This is a genomic window from Chryseobacterium salipaludis (genome assembly GCF_022968825.1).
Lineage (GTDB): Bacteria > Bacteroidota > Bacteroidia > Flavobacteriales > Weeksellaceae > Kaistella > Kaistella salipaludis.
Genome location: NZ_JALHKS010000001.1, coordinates 309,452 through 323,660, shown reverse-complemented (window position 1 = coordinate 323,660; position 14,209 = coordinate 309,452). Strand labels below are relative to the sequence as shown.

General features: G+C 44.0%; 15 protein-coding genes. 8 read left to right on the top strand and 7 right to left on the bottom strand.

All coding sequences use genetic code 11. From position 1 onward, the window contains the following. Positions 1-62: 62 nt before the first annotated feature. The 3 genes from MVI27_RS01460 to MVI27_RS01450 are packed head-to-tail and all read right to left on the bottom strand — an operon-like array spanning position 63 to position 2,231. The gene (locus tag MVI27_RS01460) at positions 63-707 is read right to left on the bottom strand and encodes an MgtC/SapB family protein (RefSeq protein WP_246958909.1); all 645 of its coding nucleotides are present in this window, start codon (positions 705-707) and stop codon (positions 63-65) included. A gap of 31 nt (positions 708-738) precedes the next feature. Continuing rightward, positions 739-1,323, bottom strand: coding sequence for a DUF3109 family protein (locus tag MVI27_RS01455; protein ID WP_246958908.1), 585 nt, complete (start codon positions 1,321-1,323; stop codon positions 739-741). Between the two features lie 2 nt (positions 1,324-1,325). Then, entirely contained in the window at positions 1,326-2,231 is a 906-nt protein-coding gene (locus MVI27_RS01450; protein WP_246958907.1) for a DUF6427 family protein, read from the bottom strand. Positions 2,232-2,275: 44 nt separating this feature from the next. On the opposite strand from MVI27_RS01450, the gene MVI27_RS01445 reads away from it, so the two are divergent. Then, entirely contained in the window at positions 2,276-2,512 is a 237-nt protein-coding gene (locus tag MVI27_RS01445; RefSeq protein WP_246958906.1) for a hypothetical protein, read from the top strand. A 79-nt stretch (positions 2,513-2,591) separates the two neighbouring features. On the opposite strand, the gene MVI27_RS01440 is transcribed toward MVI27_RS01445, so the two are convergent. From MVI27_RS01440 to MVI27_RS01425, 4 genes are all read right to left on the bottom strand, one after another. Continuing rightward, positions 2,592-3,038, bottom strand: a complete 447-nt coding sequence (locus tag MVI27_RS01440) for a universal stress protein (RefSeq protein ID WP_246958905.1) — start codon at positions 3,036-3,038, stop codon at positions 2,592-2,594. A 231-nt stretch (positions 3,039-3,269) separates the two neighbouring features. Next, on the bottom strand, positions 3,270-3,875 hold the full coding sequence (locus MVI27_RS01435) for a fumarylacetoacetate hydrolase family protein (RefSeq protein WP_246958904.1): 606 nt from the start codon (positions 3,873-3,875) through the stop codon (positions 3,270-3,272). Positions 3,876-3,895: 20 nt separating this feature from the next. After that, positions 3,896-4,660, bottom strand: a complete 765-nt coding sequence (locus tag MVI27_RS01430) for a 3'-5' exonuclease (protein WP_246958903.1) — start codon at positions 4,658-4,660, stop codon at positions 3,896-3,898. Between the two features lie 8 nt (positions 4,661-4,668). Beyond that, entirely contained in the window at positions 4,669-5,379 is a 711-nt protein-coding gene (locus MVI27_RS01425; protein ID WP_246958902.1) for a CDP-alcohol phosphatidyltransferase family protein, read from the bottom strand. A gap of 99 nt (positions 5,380-5,478) precedes the next feature. On the opposite strand from MVI27_RS01425, the gene MVI27_RS01420 reads away from it, so the two are divergent. The 7 genes from MVI27_RS01420 (at position 5,479) to MVI27_RS01390 (ending at position 14,202) form a co-directional block, all read left to right on the top strand. After that, the gene (locus MVI27_RS01420) at positions 5,479-7,410 is read left to right on the top strand and encodes an LTA synthase family protein (RefSeq protein ID WP_323134584.1); all 1,932 of its coding nucleotides are present in this window, start codon (positions 5,479-5,481) and stop codon (positions 7,408-7,410) included. A gap of 337 nt (positions 7,411-7,747) precedes the next feature. After that, entirely contained in the window at positions 7,748-8,116 is a 369-nt protein-coding gene (locus MVI27_RS01415) for a helix-turn-helix domain-containing protein (protein ID WP_246958901.1), read from the top strand. 138 nt (positions 8,117-8,254) lie between these two features. Continuing rightward, positions 8,255-8,674: a DUF2147 domain-containing protein gene (locus tag MVI27_RS01410; RefSeq protein WP_246958900.1), complete on the top strand. Its 420-nt coding sequence runs from the start codon at positions 8,255-8,257 to the stop codon at positions 8,672-8,674. Between the two features lie 111 nt (positions 8,675-8,785). Next, positions 8,786-9,769, top strand: coding sequence for a pyruvate dehydrogenase complex E1 component subunit beta (locus MVI27_RS01405; protein ID WP_246958899.1), 984 nt, complete (start codon positions 8,786-8,788; stop codon positions 9,767-9,769). A gap of 189 nt (positions 9,770-9,958) precedes the next feature. Next, the gene (locus tag MVI27_RS01400; RefSeq protein WP_246958898.1) at positions 9,959-11,944 is read left to right on the top strand and encodes a KUP/HAK/KT family potassium transporter; all 1,986 of its coding nucleotides are present in this window, start codon (positions 9,959-9,961) and stop codon (positions 11,942-11,944) included. 51 nt (positions 11,945-11,995) lie between these two features. Then, positions 11,996-12,472, top strand: coding sequence for a Fur family transcriptional regulator (locus MVI27_RS01395; protein WP_416346216.1), 477 nt, complete (start codon positions 11,996-11,998; stop codon positions 12,470-12,472). Next, entirely contained in the window at positions 12,472-14,202 is a 1,731-nt protein-coding gene (locus MVI27_RS01390) for an OstA-like protein (RefSeq protein WP_246958897.1), read from the top strand. Before MVI27_RS01395 ends, MVI27_RS01390 begins: the two co-directional genes overlap by 1 nt. Positions 14,203-14,209: the final 7 nt, after the last annotated feature.

Sequence of the window (14,209 nt, the reverse complement as noted above, 5' to 3'; positions counted from 1 at the left end):
GGGGAGCAGATTTATTAAAGGGAAATATTTGCTTAAATATTACTTTTTAAAAAGCTATAAAATCAAAACTTAAAATCATTAATATAAAAGTTGTGAATCAGATATCGCTCCAGTTCTTTCAGCTGCCGGTCGGTGATGAAAAGTTCCAGTGTCACCATCATTTCGCCCGGTTCTTTTTCTAACTGAATCTGATAACCGCGTTTTGAGATTTTAATCAGGTCTGCAACAATCGCCTGTTTTTGATCAAAATGTTCCGGCAGCAAGCTGAACTTTAAAATTTTATTATGATGCTGCGCCAGGAAATGACGCGTTAAAATTTTAGATAAATAAATAACAATCAGTGCTGAAATCAGAAAGGTAAAAGCGATATAAATTTCACCAAAACCAATGGCAAGCCCTACTGCGGCCGCAATCCAGATGATGCCCGCCGTGGTTAAGCCATACACGTTAAAACCTTCTTTAAAAATAACACCAGCGCCCAGAAAGCCAATGCCGCTGACAACATACGATGCAATCCGCGTCGGATCACCAGAGCCAGACATCTTATAAGATAAAATGGCAAACAGGGTAGAACCCAGGCAGATAACGGTAATCGTTTTCAGGCCGGCGGACTTGTCTTTCATTTCCCTTTCGAAACCCAGGATCAGGCCGGCGACCAGTGCGATCACTGCCTTGTACATATCCATCATTTCGAAATGTTCCGACATCTTATTTTTTTTATTTAAAGATACATTTTCTTTAAGATGAGAATTCACGCTTCCATTCCTCCGCCGCTTCGGTAAGCGTCTGGTAAAATTCTTCACCGTATTTGCGGATGAGTGGTGTTTTTACAAATTTATAAATCGGCACCTGCAGTTCTTTGCCCAGTGCACAAGCATCACTGCAAATTTCCCACCGATGATAATTAAGTGCGGAAAAAGTGCGGTACACATCCACGCGAATCGGATACAGATGACAGGAAATGGGTTTTTGCCAATCAACTGCACCGGCCTCGTACGCCTTTTCAATTCCGCATTTGGTCACACCGTTTTCATCAAAGATAACATACGCGCATTCCCGGCCGGCGACCATCGGAGTTACGTAATCACCATCATTCGGATCCAGCGTCCAGGTTCCTTGTTCTTCCAGCGCAGCCACGCCTTCCGGGCGGAGGTATGGTTTTACCTGATCGAAAATACGATCCAGAATCACCGTCTCTTCTTTATCCAGCGGAGCACCCACATCACCTTCCACACAGCACGCGCCTTTGCAGCGGCTCAGGTTACACACAAATTCCTCGGTAAAAATGTCCTCGGAAATCAGTTTATCGTCAATTTGAATCATGTTCAGTAAAAATTAAAATAAGAAGAAAGTTTAAATAAAAGCAGGCAGCCGATAATCAGCCATAAACCTGCCTCCCGAACCCAGTATTTTTTCGCAAAACGAAGCATACGGCTCAGGATGATGGACGCCGGCAAAGCCAGCAGTAAAAGATATTCGTAAGTCTTGCCCATATACAGCACAATGGTAATCAGCTGCGCTACGGAATACACAAGCAGAAAAGTATATTTAAAACGGCTGGACGGGCTTTTTCTGTTATAAAACCGAAAGTGGTCGCCTACTGAATGCAACAGTAAAATCAGGATTGGGCTGAGCCACCATAAATAACCGAAATTTTGTGTAAAGGTAAATTTACCAAACGGAAAGTAGGCAGTGTCCCAACTGCCAAGATGCAGAAAATAAGCAATGCTAAAATAGGAAAGCGCCACGAGCACGATGCCTAAGAAAAACTGCCCGAGCTGTCTCCCGATATTCGTGCCGGTGGCCACAATATGAAAGAGTACAAAGATAAACATAGGCCAGGTTGTCGGCAGAAAAATAAAATTTAAAGCCAGCAGTGCTCCGACCAGTAAATAAGAATTATTCCGCACGGAGAGGTTATCTGCCGTCAGCTGAAGTAAAATAATGGCATTTGTAAATAGGGATACCGCAATGCCAATATCTAGGTCGCCGGGGTAAAGGGCAAAAATGAAAAAGGTGTAAAGAAAGAGTGGTAGATGCGTCTGATAGTTCAGCGCCATCGCGTGAAAACAGAAATACCCGAGTGCTACGCCCAGGAATGTGATCATAGCTGAAATAATGTCCAGCGTGTTGTAATCCAATATATTAAAGCTAATGACGATTACCAGAAGCACCCCGATATAGACCGGTATTGAAAAAATATTGCTTTCCTTGGAAAGTAATCGAAACATTTTACTTAAATTTGTGCAAAGTTAAAAATTAAAAAAGGAAAATAATGACGGCATTCTGGTTATTCTTAAGCGGTGTTTTCAAGTGGGCTTTTGGATTTTTTGATGCATTTGGATATGTAATCAACTGGATTTTGTTTATCGTGGGAAGCATCCTGTTCTGCTATTGGTGCTGGGTACTGGTGGCTAAGCTGGGCGGAAATAAGGATAAAGAATACCATTCACCAACAGAAGGTCATCACCCGTATTATGATCCCCGTATTTATAATAAGGAAAATAAATAATTGATACGTTTTTCATCGAACGGTAAAAATCCCGGAGTGTTTTCGCTCCGGGATTGTTATTTTATGATAAGATGTCAAATTATTTATCCTGTGTATGAACGGGAATCACCAAAACCGGCACCGGCGAACGGCGGGTCAGTTCTTTGGTCAGGCTACCTACGAAAACATCATACATATTGCTACGTCCGTGGGAACCCATCACAATATAGTTTGCATCCTTTTCTTTGGCATATTCCAGGATTACATCGCCGGCGACACCTTGTTTCAGCAGATGTTCGCAGTCAATTCCCTGGGCAATAATGCGCTGCTCCAGTTTATTAAGCTCCATCAGCTCATGCTTGATTTCATTTTCTTCCACCTCCGGGAAGTACTGGAAACCCATATCACCAATAGCAAAACCAATATCAGAAGGAGCGACGTGAATCAGGCAGATTTTGCCGTTGGTTTCTCTGGCGAAGCGAAGTGCGCCGTCTACCAGCTTTTCTGTAGCATCCGAGAAATCAACCGGAAGAATAATATGTACCATAGCCTTACATTTTTTTAGTTTCTTAAAAGTACACATTTATTCGGTTATCCGAAAATAAACTGGGCTGATATAATTTCAGAAATATAAGCATTCAAAATCCTTCGCTAAATGTGACTGTATTAAGAGTAAAGAAGTGGATAAGTATTGGTGAAAAAAATTAGTCAGCTCAGGATGCTTTCTGCAGGTCGAGCGGTTGCTATTGTTTATTGAAGGTATATTAGATCGAAAAAATTATAAAATATTGATGTCCAGCATCTTCTTTTCTTCCAGGTAAGCCTGCAGGCGGTCTTTTTCATTGACTTTGCCCACCCCTTCCGGAGTGCCGGTAAAAATTAAATCTCCGGTTCGTAATGTAAAATATTGCGACACGAAAGCGATGATATCATCAAAGCCAAAAATCATGTGCCGCGTGTTTCCCAGCTGCACTTCATCTTTATTAATAAGTAAAGAAAAATTCAGGTTTTTCAGGTCGTAGTCATTTTTATCATAGAAGGCGCCGACGACGGCAGAACCATCGAAACCTTTCGCCAATTCCCACGGCAATCCTTTGCTCTTCAGTTTACTTTGCAGATCACGCGCAGTGAAATCAATTCCTAAGCTTATTTCGTCGTAATGCTTGTGGGCATTTTCTTTTTGTATGTATTTCCCGCCTTTGGAAATCTTCAGTACCACTTCCAGTTCGTAATGAATTTCCTGTGAAAATTCGGGGATATAAAAATCGCTTCCTTTTAAAACCGCAGTATCCGGTTTCATGAAGATGACGGGATTCTCCGGTATTTCATTTCCCAGTTCGCGCGCATGTTCCGCGTAGTTTCTTCCGATGCAAATTATTTTCATGTATAGTTTTTTTTATGGTTTTAAAACCGGCCGCGCAGCTGAATGGCGGTCAGCACTCTTTTTGTGTACAGCGGGAAATCAGCATTCTGCAGCCAGCCGAAATAGCCCAGGTCTTTTTTAAAGACATCTGCCACACGCTGGTTACGGTACTTTCCAAAAGAGAATACCTCAAATCCCTCGGCGTCATAGCCTATAAAACCGGCGAGGTCCGCACATTTCTGGTGATAAGAAAACTCGCTGAGCCCGGCTGTGTCTTTTGGCAAGTCCGGGTAGTGGCCAACCTGGGCGTCCAGCACTTCGAAAGTTGCCAGTACATCTGCTTCCGCAGAGTGGGCGTTTTCCAGCGTTTTACGGCAGTAGAACTGGTAGGCCGCCGTCAGGTTACGGGGTTCCATTTTGTGGAAAATGGTTTGTGCATCAATGAGTTTATATTTGCTTAAGTCAAAATCATGACCGGCGCGCAGTAGTTCTTCAGCCAGAACCGGAACATCAAAACGATTGCTGTTAAAACCCGCCAGATCGGAACCCTGAATCATTTCCAGAACTTTAGGGGCAATTTCCCGGAAAACGGGCGAGTCGCGTACGTCGTCATCGCTGATGCCGTGAATGGCGGTTGATTCGCGAGGAATCGGCATCTCCGGGTTCACACGCCAGGTCCGGCTTTCGCGCGAGCCATCAGGAAATACTTTGAGAATACAGATTTCTACGATGCGGTCTTTGCTGATTTGCGTCCCGGTTGTTTCCAGGTCAAATGTGCACAGCGGTTTATGTAAATGTAAATTCATGATACGGTTTAAAGTTGTTTCTGGAACGCGAGCGAAACCAGAATATAATAAAGCACAGCCAGCGGAATTGCGCTCGTTTTAAAGAGGATCAGCAGTACGATAATGCCTGCCAGCAGCGCCAGTTTCGGATAATTGTCCTGCAGTTTCAGGGATCGGAACTTTAGTGAAATCATTTTTACCGGACTGACCAGCAAAAGTGAGCAGACAATGGATAAGAAAATAAGTAACAGCGGGCTTGCAAATAAAAATGAAAATGAACTGCTTTCCTGCCAGGCATAGTATAACCCAAAAAGAAGCAGGGTATTGGTAGGTGTATTCAGGCCTTTAAAATAATAAGTTTGTTCGTCGTCCAGATTAAAGATGGCTAAACGTAAACATGAAAATAAGGTAACTACCAATCCGATATACTGTATTGGAAATCCGAGATCAAAGCCGGAAATATTGTTCCCGAACGGTTCCAGTGCCATGTACATCACCATGCCCGGCAGCACGCCGAAACTCACCATATCCGCCAGTGAATCCAGCTGCACACCGAGCGCAGAATTAGCTTTGAGTGCGCGCGCGACGAAGCCGTCAAAAAAATCAAGCACCAAAGAAATCACCAGGCAAAGGGCCGTAATCGCATATTCTCCGCTAAGAAGATGAATCACGCCGATGCTGCCAGCCAGCAGATTTCCAAGCGTGAGCACATTGGCGAGATTGTTTCGTACAAAGTTCATGTGGGCAAAAGTACGTTTTTTCTGCATTCGGCTGTATGCATGGGCGTGGGCAACCGCCGCAGATTTTATTGTAATTTTGCAGGCTTATTATTGCAACGTATGATGTTGAAAAACAATCTGAGAGTCAGCGAATGGTGCGCGCTTCTGTACCGGCTGCTGCTCGTTTATTTTTTCTATCAGGCTGCCCGCCTTATTTTTTATTTTTATAATCAAAATCTAATCCCGGTCTCCGGCGTCGGCGAATACCTGAAACTGGCGTATTATGGGATTGCGTTTGATACAACGGCCATTCTGTATGTGAACGCTTTGTTTATATTGCTGAGCGTGTTGCCTTTAACAGTTAATACCAGACACGGCTATCAGAAGTTCTTGTTCTGGCTTTATTTTATTACCAACTCAATCGCTTTCAGTCTTAATTTCGGCGATGTTCTATATTATCCGTTTTCACAGGCGCGCCTGACGACGGCTGCGCTGAGTGTGGCACAGAATGAAACCAATATTGCCGGTGTTTTTTTAGCTTCTGTGCTGTCGCATCCGCTGGTGCTTTTATTATATGTCGGCTTGCTGGTGCTTTGGATTTGGTTGTACAAAAAAGTGAAAGTGACCGCAGGTCTGCCCCGCAAACTGCTTCCGTATTTTCTTTCGAGTATCGTGGGACTGGCGCTCACTGCTTTGCTGGCCGTCGGCGGAATACGAGGTGATTTTAAACATTCCACCAGGCCCATCAACCTTGTGGATGCAAACAGGCATGTGGCACAGCCGGCGCAGGGCAATCTGGTTTTAAACAGTGTATTTTCTTTTTTCAGGACTTTGGGAAGTAATAATTTTAAGGAAGTTCATTTCGTGGATGATTCTTTTATTGAGGAATACATTAAACCATATAAACAATATCATCGCGAAGTGCCGCAGCCGAAACCTAATGTGGTCATTTTTATTCTGGAAAGTTTCGGGCGTGAGTATATCGGCGCGTTTAATAAAGAGGCTGATATTCCGGGTTACGTTTCCTATACACCTTTCCTGGACAGCCTGGCACAGGAAAGTTTAATTGCGACCAATGCTTTTGCCAACGGACGACAATCTATTCACGGCATGAGTTCGGTCCTGGCCGGGATCCCGAGCCTGCGCGATGCGTTCACCTCTTCGCCGTATGCCAACCAAAAGATTCAGTCCATCGTTTCTGTTTCGAAGGAAATGGGGTATGACACCAGTTTCTTTCATGGTGCGCCCAATGGTTCAATGGGATTCCTCGGTTTTGGAAATATTCTGGGCTTTGATCATTACTACGGTAAAACGGAATATAATAACGATGCCGACTTTGATGGGATGTGGGGGATTTGGGACGAACCGTTCTTCCAATATTTCGCGCAAACGCTGAACACAAAGAAAGATCCGTTTATGGCGACACTGTTTTCCGTGTCATCGCACCATCCTTTCAAGATTCCGGAGAAATATCAGGGTAAATTTAAAAAAGGAACACTTGAAATTCACGAGCCGGTGGGCTACACCGATTATGCCTTAAAGCAATTTTTTAAAACAGCTTCCGCGATGCCGTGGTTCAGGAACACCATTTTTGTTTTTGTGGCCGACCATCCCAACCAGATCGCCTATCCGGAATATGAAAAAGCAGTAAACCGCGCCGCCGTTCCCATTATGTTTTATTCACCGAACAGCGACTATGGCCTGAAAGGCGAAATAAAAGAGCCGGCACAGCAGATAGATATTTATCCCACGCTGGCCGATCTGATGGGTTATCAACAACCTCTTCGCAGCTGGGGACGTTCACTCCTTTCACGGCAGGAACCTTATTTTATCGTGAATTCGGATGGCCTTAGCATGCGGGTGATGACAGGAAATTATATCTATGTTTTCGATGGCAGCGAGGTGACTGGTGTGTATTCTATCAATGATAAAGCATTGCTCGATAATTTACTTTCAAACACTTTAACTCAGGAAATGAAATTAGGCATCCAAAAAACTAAAGCCTGGTATCAGGATTATATGGATCGCATTATCAATCATAAACTGCGGTAGAGTTTTAAGCTTAAAAAAGAAGTAAATCTGCATCAATTATAACCATTTAAAATTTCTATGAGTGTGCGTAATCATAACTTTATTTTATTCCAAACCTAAATATTTTGGATAGTTTGCTACGGTTACTGGCTTAGCTTATTTTTGTTTATTTCAATATTTTAAGCATTTAAATAAAGGGTATAAAAGAAATAGGGTTCTGCCATACTGCTGTTTATCACGCATCCAATTTTTCGCTACCTATTTTCTGTGGAAATCACCCTAATTTACTTTAAAGCTGCATTGACGTTTTTGATTTGATTAATAAATTTGTATTTTTGACGTAAAATAATATATAATTATGACTGAAATCGGAAACCGCATTAAAGAAATTCGTAAGAGTAAAGGTTTGTCACAAGGTGCGGTAGCTTCTCAACTGGGTGTGTCTCAGGCAACTTATGGTAAAATTGAGAAAAACAGTGCGCAGCTTTCCATTGACAAGTTGGATAAAATGGCACAGATTCTGGGGGTGAGTGGAGCAGAGCTTTTGGGCTGGCCACAGGCAAGCGGCAGCAGTGCCAGCGCGCAGCAACTGGAAGAACTTCAGCTTGCGCATGATGAAAACAAAGAAGTAATGCAAAAACTTTTGCAATCCAAAGATGAACAAATCGAGGTATTGAAAGAACTAATTAAGTTTTACCGCGAAAAATTCAATCAGCAGGAAGCATAATTTATTCATCTTTCCCGATAAATCATAATGGCATTTTTACGAAGATGCCATTATTTTTTTTGCGCAGTTGCAGAGGTGTTGGGGTTTAACTTTTTTTAGTTACTTTTATCCAAAGATAACTTAAAAACAAACCTTACAATGAAAAGAATATTTTCTGCCTTCGCGGCGCTGCTGTTTGCCACTTTCTCTTATGCTCAGATTGAAGGGAAATGGAAAACCATTGATGATGAAACCGGACAGGCAAAATCCATCGTAGAGATTACCAAAAAGCCCAATGGTAAGTACTACGGGAAAGTGACCCAGCTCCTCATTAAACCTGCCGACCCGAACTGCACCGGCTGTAAGGATGACCGAAAAGGAAAACCCATTCTGGGCATGGAAGTAATCCGCGATATTAAAAAAGAAGGAAACGAATTTACCGGCGGAACCATTACCGATCCGAAAACCGGAAAAATGTATAAATGCCTGATCACCCGTGATGGCGATAAACTAAATGTGCGCGGATACATGGGCATCTCCCTGATTGGCCGTACACAAACCTGGCAGGCCGTTAAATAAATACCGTCACCTTTTTTATATTACAAAGCATCCGGCAACGGGTGCTTTTTGTATTCCTATTTTAGCGAAAAAATCTTTACTTTTGTATTTTATAATTATTCAAGAAAGATCATGAAGGAATATACGTTTAGAGAAGTGATTGCACAGGCGATGAGCGAGGAAATGCGAAAGGATGAATCCATTTATCTGATGGGGGAGGAAGTCGCAGAATATAACGGCGCCTACAAAGCTTCCAAAGGCATGCTGGACGAATTTGGTCCCAAGCGTGTGATCGATACGCCGATTGCCGAGCTGGGCTTTTCCGGTATTGCAGTAGGTTCTGCTATGAACGGCAACCGCCCGATTGTGGAATTCATGACCTTTAACTTCTCCCTGGTAGGAATTGATCAGATCATCAATAACGCAGCGAAGATCCGCCAGATGAGCGGCGGTCAGTGGAACTGTCCGATCGTTTTCCGCGGTCCGACTGCTTCTGCAGGACAGCTGGGTGCTACGCACTCTCAGGCTTTGGAGAGCTGGTATGCCAACTGCCCGGGACTTAAAGTGGTGGTTCCTTCCAACCCATACGATGCAAAAGGATTGCTGAAAACCGCCATTCAGGATAATGATCCCGTAATCTTCATGGAATCCGAGCAGATGTATGGCGACAAAATGGAGATTCCGGAAGAAGAATATTACATCCCGCTGGGTAAAGCAGATATTAAAAAAGAGGGTTCCGATGTGACTCTGGTTTCTTTCGGAAAGATCATGAAGTTAGCCATCCAGGCTGCAGAAGATCTGGAGAAAGAAGGAATCTCTGTGGAAGTAATTGACCTGCGTACGGTGCGTCCGTTGGATTATGACACGATCCTGGCTTCAGTGAAAAAGACAAACCGACTGGTTGTCCTGGAAGAAGCCTGGCCGTTTGCTTCCGTAGCTTCCGAGATTACTTATATGGTGCAGCAGAAAGCCTTTGATTACCTGGATGCGCCGATTAAGAGAATTACCACACCGGATGCACCGGCACCGTATTCCGCACCCTTATTTGCGGAATGGTTCCCGAAACTGGAAAAAGTGAAAGAAGAACTGAAAAAAGCAATGTACATTAAGGCTTAACTCAGAAGAACTTTACATAAACCGCTGCAAAAACTTTTGCAGCGGTTTTCTTTTTGGCATACTTTCAGCCACGAAAAAAGGCTGAACGGTATATTTTCTAAAACTTTAAATAAGTACAGAAAAAAATCTAAAAAATTTAATTCAGGAAATCTGCCAATCATTTACCTTTGACGAAATTTTTTTTAAGCTATGGCTGATACAACCGGCGCACATTTCGACACGAAAAAACTCACGGCCATCGGAGTTTTGGTTTCCCTGGGAATTGTTTTCGGCGACATCGGGACTTCGCCGCTTTACGTGATGAAAGCCATCGTGAATGCCCGGCGCGAAACCAATAATCTACCGTTTGAGGAATATATCGAAGGGGCTTTGTCCTGTATCATCTGGACGCTTACCCTGCAGACCACTGTTAAATATGTAATTATTGCACTGCGTGCTGATAACAAAGGCGAGGGTGGAATTTTGTCCTTGTATTCCTTAGTAAAAAGACTTAAAAAAAAATGGCTCTATGTCATCGCCATTATTGGCGCCTCCACCTTGGTGGCTGATAGTGTGATTACACCGTCATTAACCGTGATGTCGGCGGTGGAAGGGCTGAAGATATTTTCGCCACACACGCCGGTGGTGGGGATCACGCTTGTTATTCTTGCGATTGTCTTTTTTGTGCAGCAGTTTGGTACCGCTTCGATCGGTAAGTTTTTCGGGCCGGTGATGGTTTTGTGGTTTTTGACTTTGGGTGTTTTCGGCTCGATTCATATTGTGGACCATGTGGAAATTATCAAAGCATTTAACCCGTATTATGCTTATAATTTGATTACACATTCACCGAGTGCTATTGTAATTATGGGCGCGGTGTTCCTTTGTACTACGGGTGCGGAAGCGTTGTACTCCGATCTGGGGCACTGTGGTAAACAAAATATCCGGGTCAGCTGGGTTTTTGTGAAACTGATGCTGATCCTTAATTACCTAGGACAGGGCGCGTGGCTGCTGGACAATCCCAACAGTGTGGCACAAGGAATCAACCCTATTTTCGGGATTATGCCGGAGTGGGCTGTTTTGCCGGGCGTTATTCTGGGGACTGCGGCGGCTATCATTGCGAGCCAGTCGGTAATTACCGGTTCGTTCACGATGTTCTCAGAGGCGATGTCGGTAACATTCTGGCCGAACCAGCAGATCGATTATCCCTCGGGAGTCAAAGGTCAAATGTATATTCCGCGGATCAACTGGGGACTGATGTTTTTTTGTTTTATCGTTGTAATCTATTTTCAGAAATCCGAAGCGATGGAAGCTGCGTATGGGCTGACGATTACCATCACGATGCTGATGACCACGGTGCTGCTGTTCTTCTGGCTGAGCCGCACGCAGGTCTCCAAGGTGTTTGCGATTGGATTTATTACCATGTATCTATTTATTGAGCTTGGCTTTTTCTATGCGAATGTCATTAAATTCTTTGATGGCGGCTGGCTGACCATGGTGCTGGGAGGATTCATCGCAACCTGTATGTACGCTTGGTATAATGGGCGCTCCATCAAAAGTAAGTTCGTCAAATTCGTCAAACTCGAAAAGTACGTGCCGGTAATCCGGGAACTGAAACTGGATGAAACCATTCCGAAATATGCGACCAACCTGGCTTTCCTGAGCCGCGCCAAGAAAGCGGATGAAGTGGAATCCAAGATCATTTATTCGATCATGCGCAAGCAGCCGAAACGTGCGGATCACTACTTCATTCTGAATATTACCAACCAGGAGGATCCGTACACTTTCAAATATACGGTGGACGAAGTGATGCCGGGAACCGTGTACCGCATTAATTTTTTATTAGGATTTAAAGTAGACCGCCGCATCAATGATTATTTTGATCAGGTACTGGAAGATCTGATGGCCGAAGGAACGATTCCGTCCCGCAGCAGCCATCCTTCCCTGAGAGACTATAACATTCCGCCGGATCTGCGCTATGTGATTATCGATAATACCTACATTAACGATACGCTGCTTACGGTGAAGGAGAAAATTACCCTTAATATTTATAACTTCGTGAAGTACATCGGCAGCGATGATTTCAAAGCCTGGGGCATGTCTGCGCACAATGTCACGGTGGAATCTGCACCGCTCATTGATCAGCGGGTAATTATGACTCAGCGCATCAGTCAGGTCGGTTTTAAACACCGGGAGTAAGATTCACGTTTATTTAAAATAGGCTAAATTTGCATATAACTATTTGAGATGATGATGGACCCGAAACAGAAACAGTTGAATCTTACCACCATTAAGGAAGTATTGCGCCAGTACCTTCAGGAACGCGGGCTGCGGAATACACCGGAGCGCTACACCATTCTAGAGGAAATTTATGAGCTGGAGCACCATTTCAATGTGGACGATCTGTACCTGATTATGATGCAGAAGAAATATCACGTGTCCAAAGCGACGATTTACAATACCATCGAAATTTTTCTGGATGCGGGCCTGATCCGTAAACATCAGTTTGGCGAGAAAACTCTCACATCTTCTTCCTATGAGAAGTCTTATTTCGACAAGCAACACGACCATCTGGTGATCTATAAAAAAGACAGCGGAAAAGAAATTGCTGAAATCATTGAGTTCTGCGATCCGCGTATTCAGGGGATTAAAGAGTCTATCGAACAGGCATTTAACGTGCAGATTGATTCACACTCGCTTTACTTCTACGGAACCAAGAAGGATTAATGAAGCATCTTATTGCATTTCTGCTGCTCTTCAGTGCGGCACTTTCCGGCCAGTTTACCCCTAAAAACGATCTGGTTAAGGATCCCTATTTCAACACGCAACAACCGGCCGGCACTCCGGAAAAGGTGAAATTGGTGCACTCTGACCGCTTTGATAAAAATCCCGAAAAATATAGCGGCAACCCGTATTTCAGCGGTAATGTTCAGTTTGCGCATCAGGGTTCGGTACTGACGGCTGATGAGGTGATTTTCTATCAGGACCAAAATTTCGTAAAAGCACTTGGAAATGTGCGTCTGCAAAACGCCGATGGATCTGTTATCACCTCCGGAGAGATGGAATATGACGGCAACACCCAAAGAGGAATTGCCCGTAAAGATGTCGTTCTGACGGATCCGGGGCAGACGATAAAAACACAAACGCTTTACTACGACCGCATTTCCAATAAAGCTTATTTTAATACCGGCGGTGTTATTTCCAAAGATGGAAATGTGATGTACACCCGCTCGGCTACTTACGATTTAAACAGCCGCCTGATTGATTTCACGGGAAATGTAAAAATTGAAAATCCGGAGTATATTGTCGAAGGTGCGAATATTATTCAAAATCAAAACAGCAATACAGCCACCTTTAACGGCCCGACCACCATTACCAACCGCCAGAATCCCGGCAACCTGATCTACACCGAAAAGGGCACCTACAACATGAATACGAAAGAGGTATATCTGAAAAAAAACGCGCGTATTCATTATAACGGCAAAACCCTCACTGGTGATGATATGTATTTCAATCAGATCACCGGTTTTGGTACCGCACGCGGAAATGTTACCTTGCGCGATCCGGCCGAAAACCGCTATCTGAAAGGCGGCTATGGTGAGATTTATGAAAAGAAAGATTCCGCGATGATGACCGAGAAACCGTATGCCGTCAAGATTCTGGAGAAAGATTCCATGTATTTTGCGGCGCAGCGTATTCTTGCATTTCAGCGACCGGATTCAGTGCAGCCATTAAAAAAGAAAAGTTTTCTTCGCGCATATCGTCAGGCGCGGATGTTTAAAACCAATATTCAGGTGCGGGCAGATTCTCTGAGCTTCGATGAAACGGACGGTATTATGCATTTGCACGGCAAACCCATTGCCTGGAGCGGCGAGAAGCAGGTAACCGGCAATGTGATTGAAGCGTATTTTGATACAGAAAAAGAATACCTGGATTCCCTGCGCGTGGTGGGCGATGCATTTGCCATCAGCAAAGCAGATTCCCTGAATCTGAAAGATGAATTCAATCAGGTGAAAGGTAAGCTGATGACGGTATATTACGAGCAGAACGAAATTAAAACCGCACGTGTTATCGGCAATGCGCAGGCAATCACGTATGCAGATGACCAAAACGAAAAAACAAAAGAAGTCGAACGCATCGGGGTAGCTTTATCGACCTGCGGGATTATCGAAGCGGAGTTTGAAGACCGCCGCGTACAAATTATTTCCTGCAATATCGGCGCGGATGTACAAACCTATCCCATGAGTTTAATTTCCCGTGAAAAGCGCTTTTTCGCCGATTTTAACTGGAATACCACGGACCGCTTGCGGCGTTGGCAGGATATATTTGTCGAGTCACCCAACTATCCGGAAACACAATACCAAAGTAGCGATCAGCTCTACAACGCTGCGCAGAAAGCGATTGAAGATGAACGCGCAAAAGAAGAAGCGAAAAAGCCGAAACGGACGAGGAAGTAATTTCTGA